The organism is Achromobacter semiaridum, from assembly GCF_053543755.1.
In genome coordinates this window covers 87,992-92,431 of the sequence record NZ_JBLVOL010000002.1, presented here as the reverse complement: position 1 = coordinate 92,431, position 4,440 = coordinate 87,992, and the positions used below count along the sequence as shown (strand labels likewise).

The window sequence follows — 4,440 nt, the reverse complement described above, 5'->3', positions numbered from 1 at the left end:
CCAGCCGCGGCCTTTTTACGTTGGGCGATCGTCCGCGCCCTCAAAAGAAAAAGCCGCGATTCGTATCGCGGCTTTTTCGTGTCCTGCAACCCGATCAGCTGAAGAATTCCTTCACCCGATCCGTCCAGGACTTGCTTTGCGGCGAGTGGCGATCGCCCCCGTCGTTCAGCGACGTCTCGAACTGGCGCAGGATGCTCTTCTGGTCTTCGCTCAGGCGCACCGGCGTTTCCACCACCACGTGGCAGTACAGATCACCCGGATAGCTGCCGCGCACGCCCCGGATTCCCTTGCCGCGCAGGCGGAAAGTCTTGCCCGACTGCGTGCCCTCGGGAATCGAGATCTCGGCCTTGCCACCCAGCGTGGGCACCTGCAATTCGCCGCCCAATGCCGCCGTGGTGAACGGAATGGTCAGCTCGCAATGCAGATCGTCGCCGTCACGCTGGAAAATCTTGTGCTGCTTGATGTGGATTTCCACATACAGGTCGCCCGGAGGACCGCCGTTGATGCCTGGTTCGCCATTGCCGCTGGAACGGATGCGCATACCGTCGTCGATGCCGGCGGGAATCTTCACCTGCAAGGTCTTGTTGCGGCGGATACGGCCCACGCCGTCGCACGACGGGCACGGGTCGGTGATTTCCTTGCCGTTGCCGTGGCAGGTGGGGCAGGTTTGCTGCACGCTGAAAAAGCCTTGCTGCATCCGCACGGCGCCCGAGCCACCGCAGGTGCGGCAGGTCTTGGGCGACGTGCCGGCCTTGGCGCCAGAGCCATGGCAGGTGTCGCAGTTTTCCCAGCTAGGCACGCGGATCTCGGTGTCGAAACCGGCGGCAGCCTGTTCCAACGTGATTTCCAGCGCGTATTTCAGGTCGGCGCCGCGATACACCTGCGGGCCGCCGCGACGGCCGCCGCCGCCCGCGCCGCCAAAGATTTCGCCAAAGATGTCGCCGAAGGCGTCGGCAAAGCCGCCGCCCATCCCCGCCCCGCCCATGCCGGCTGAATTGGGGTCCACGCCCGCATGGCCGTAGCGGTCATAGGCGGCACGCTTTTGTTCATCGCCCAGGACCTCGTAGGCTTCCTTGGCTTCCTTGAACTTCTCTTCGGCTTCTTTGCTGTCCGGATTGCGGTCCGGGTGGTACTTCATGGCCAGCTTTCGATAGGCCTTCTTGAGTTCGTCGTCCGAGGCGTTTTTTGCTACGCCCAGAACTTCGTAATAGTCGCGTTTTGCCATGATCCGTGGGCTCGAATAGAGCCGTCTTTTCAGTGCTACAGAATGAGTACGCCCGGTAGGCGGATTTCTCCGGCTACCGGGCGGCAGAGGCTGGTCAGCGCCCGGCCATTATTGGTCGCGCTTGACTTCCTTGAAGTCGGCATCGACGACGTTGTCGTCCACCGGCTTCGCGTTATCGGCCGCTTGCTGCTGGCCGGCGGCTTGTTGCGCCTGCATGTCGGCGTACATCTTTTCGCCCAACTTCTGCGACGCGGTCGACAAGGCTTCCACCTTGGCGTCGATCGCGGCCTTGTCGCCTTCCTTCAGCGTGTCTTCCAGGTCCTTGATGGCGGCCTCGATGCTTTCCTTTTCGGAAGCTTCGAGCTTGTCGCCGTACTCGGTCAACGACTTGCGGGTGGCGTGCACCAGCGCATCGGCCTGGTTGCGCGACTGAGCCAGTTCGGCAACGCGGTGATCTTCCTCGGCGTTGGCCTCGGCATCCTTGACCATGCGTTGGATCTCGTCTTCCGACAGACCCGAGTTGGCCTTGATGGTGATCTTGTTTTCCTTGCCGGTGCCCTTGTCTTTCGCGGACACGTGCAGGATGCCGTTGGCGTCGATGTCGAACGTGACTTCGATCTGCGGCATGCCGCGCGGCGACGGCGGGATCCCTTCAAGGTTGAACTCGCCCAGCGCCTTGTTGCCCGCGGCGATTTCGCGTTCGCCCTGGAACACCTTGATGGTCACGGCCGGCTGGTTGTCGTCAGCGGTCGAGAAGGTCTGCGAGAACCGGGTCGGGATCGTCGTGTTCTTCTGGATCATCTTCGTCATCACGCCGCCCAGGGTTTCGATACCCAGCGACAGAGGCGTCACGTCCAGCAGCAGCACGTCCTTGCGGTCGCCCGACAGCACGGAACCTTGGATGGCGGCGCCAGCGGCGACGGCTTCGTCAGGGTTCACGTCCTTGCGCGGATCCTTGCCGAAGAATTCCTTCACCTTCTCCTGAACCTTGGGCATGCGGGTCATGCCGCCGACCAGGATCACGTCGTCGATGTCGGAAACCTTCACGCCGGCGTCCTTGATGGCGACGCGGCAGGGTTCGATAGTGCGTTCGATCAGCTCTTCAACCAGCGCTTCCAGCTTGGCGCGCGTGATCTTCAGGTTCAAGTGCTTGGGACCCGAGGCATCCGCCGTGATGTACGGCAGGTTGATTTCGGTCTGCTGGGCCGAGGACAGCTCGATCTTGGCCTTTTCAGCAGCTTCCTTCAGGCGTTGCAGCGCCAGCACGTCCTTGGACAGATCAACGCCTTGTTCTTTCTTGAACTCGGAGATGATGTAGTCGATGATGCGCTGGTCGAAGTCTTCGCCGCCCAGGAAGGTGTCGCCGTTGGTCGACAGCACTTCAAACTGCTTTTCACCGTCAACGTCAGCGATTTCAATGATGGACACGTCGAACGTGCCGCCACCCAAGTCATAGACAGCGATCTTGCGGTCGCCCTTTTCGGTCTTGTCCAGGCCGAACGCCAACGCGGCCGCGGTGGGCTCGTTGATGATGCGCTTGACTTCCAGACCGGCGATGCGGCCGGCGTCCTTGGTGGCCTGGCGCTGGCTGTCGTTGAAGTAGGCGGGCACAGTGATCACGGCCTCGGTCACTTCTTCGCCCAGGTAGTCCTCGGCGGTCTTCTTCATCTTGCGCAGCACGTCGGCCGACACTTGGGGAGGCGCCATCTTCTTGCCGCGCACTTCGACCCAGGCATCGCCGTTATCGGCGCGTGCAATGGTGTAGGGCATCAGGTCGATGTCCTTCTGCACAGCCTTTTCTTCGAACTTGCGGCCGATCAGGCGCTTCACGGCGTACAGCGTGTTGCGCGGGTTGGTCACGGCCTGACGCTTGGCGGGAGCGCCAACCAGGGTCTCGCCGTCGTCCATGTAGGCGACGATCGAGGGGGTGGTACGGGCGCCTTCCGCGTTTTCAATGATTTTGACCTGCCCGCCGTCCATCACAGCCACGCAGCTGTTGGTCGTGCCCAGGTCAATGCCAATAATCTTGCTCATGGTGGGTTACCTTGAATTGATCTATGAAAATAGAGAGAAACTTCTTGTCCCCACATAACTGGGGTTACTCGCAGGGTTTTCAAGACGCCTTGCCGGAATTTTCCGCATTCGGGTCCTGCAACCGCGAAATCGCCGCCGTGAACTGGGGCAATCCGGGCCAACCGGTGATACGACCCAGCCGTTTGCCGGCCCGGTACAGCACAAAAGTGGGGACGCCATGCAGGGAAAAGCGCCGGCCCAGGGGCTCGTCGGCGTAAACGTCGGCCTCGAACCAGGTCAGGCCCAGCTTCAGCAACGTTTCCTGGTGCAGCAGTGCTGCCTGCTTGAAAAGATTGCAGTTATAGCAATCCTGTCCCCATAAAAACACACAGCGCAGATCCGTTCCCGGCGCCTGAACCACGGCGGCGTCAAAGCCATCGGTGTCGACATGACGCATGCCGAACACCTGGAAGACTTGAGCCGGGTCGAAGCGGGGATCGGTCATGACGCGCGGCTGGCGTTTCAGCCTTGGCCGGCCGATACGACCACCAGCGCCGGACGCAGCGTGCGGTCGGCAATGGCGTAGCCCTTTTGCAGCAGCTGCACCACGGTATTGGCGGGCTGCTCGTGCGGGATCGACGAAATCGCTTGGTGCAGGTGCGGGTCGAACTTGTCGCCCTGGGCCGGCGCGATGTCCTTGAGCATGTTGCGCTCGAACGCGGCCGACAACTGCTTCAGGGTGACTTCAACGCCTTCGCGCAACGTCTGGACGGTCTGGTCGGGTTGGGCCAGGGCGGCCTCAAGGCTGTCCTTGACCGGAACCAGGCTCTCGGCAAACGATTCGATGCCGAACTTTCGCGCCTTGGACACTTCTTCCTGGGCGCGGCGGCGCACGTTCTCGGCTTCGGCGTGCACACGCAGAAGCTGGTCGTGCTGCTCATTGACGGTAGCTTGGGCGGCGTCCAGCTGGGCGCGCAACTCGTTCAGCTCGGCCTGACCGGCGTCCTGGTCGGCGGGTGCCGCGTCGGCGTTGTGGCCGGCTTCGGGCGTCTTGTCTACAGGCTCGTGGGGTGCCGTCATGGGGAATCCTCCAAAAAGAATGGCTTTCGCAGACATGAATGGGGGCCAATACCCCTATTTCAAGCCCGGGTAAGCGAAATATTCCCTGACGGTGCCCCTCTGGGACCGGAAGCGCGCCCCGG

At 62.0% G+C, this 4,440-nt stretch carries 4 protein-coding genes; all 4 read right to left on the bottom strand.

Features of this window, described 5'->3' with window-relative positions; all coding sequences use genetic code 11:
* Positions 1 to 94: 94 nt before the first annotated feature.
* Complete coding sequence (dnaJ, locus tag ACNPP0_RS00565; protein WP_332612665.1) at positions 95 to 1,225, bottom strand: molecular chaperone DnaJ; 1,131 nt, start codon at positions 1,223 to 1,225, stop codon at positions 95 to 97.
* A gap of 108 nt (positions 1,226 to 1,333) precedes the next feature.
* Positions 1,334 to 3,259: a molecular chaperone DnaK gene (dnaK, locus tag ACNPP0_RS00560; protein ID WP_046803411.1), complete on the bottom strand. Its 1,926-nt coding sequence runs from the start codon at positions 3,257 to 3,259 to the stop codon at positions 1,334 to 1,336.
* Between the two features lie 79 nt (positions 3,260 to 3,338).
* Positions 3,339 to 3,743, bottom strand: a complete 405-nt coding sequence (locus ACNPP0_RS00555) for a thioredoxin family protein (RefSeq protein ID WP_332612666.1) — start codon at positions 3,741 to 3,743, stop codon at positions 3,339 to 3,341.
* Positions 3,744 to 3,760: 17 nt separating this feature from the next.
* Entirely contained in the window at positions 3,761 to 4,318 is a 558-nt protein-coding gene (gene grpE, locus ACNPP0_RS00550) for a nucleotide exchange factor GrpE (protein WP_448704737.1), read from the bottom strand.
* Between the last annotated feature and the right edge of the window lie 122 nt (positions 4,319 to 4,440).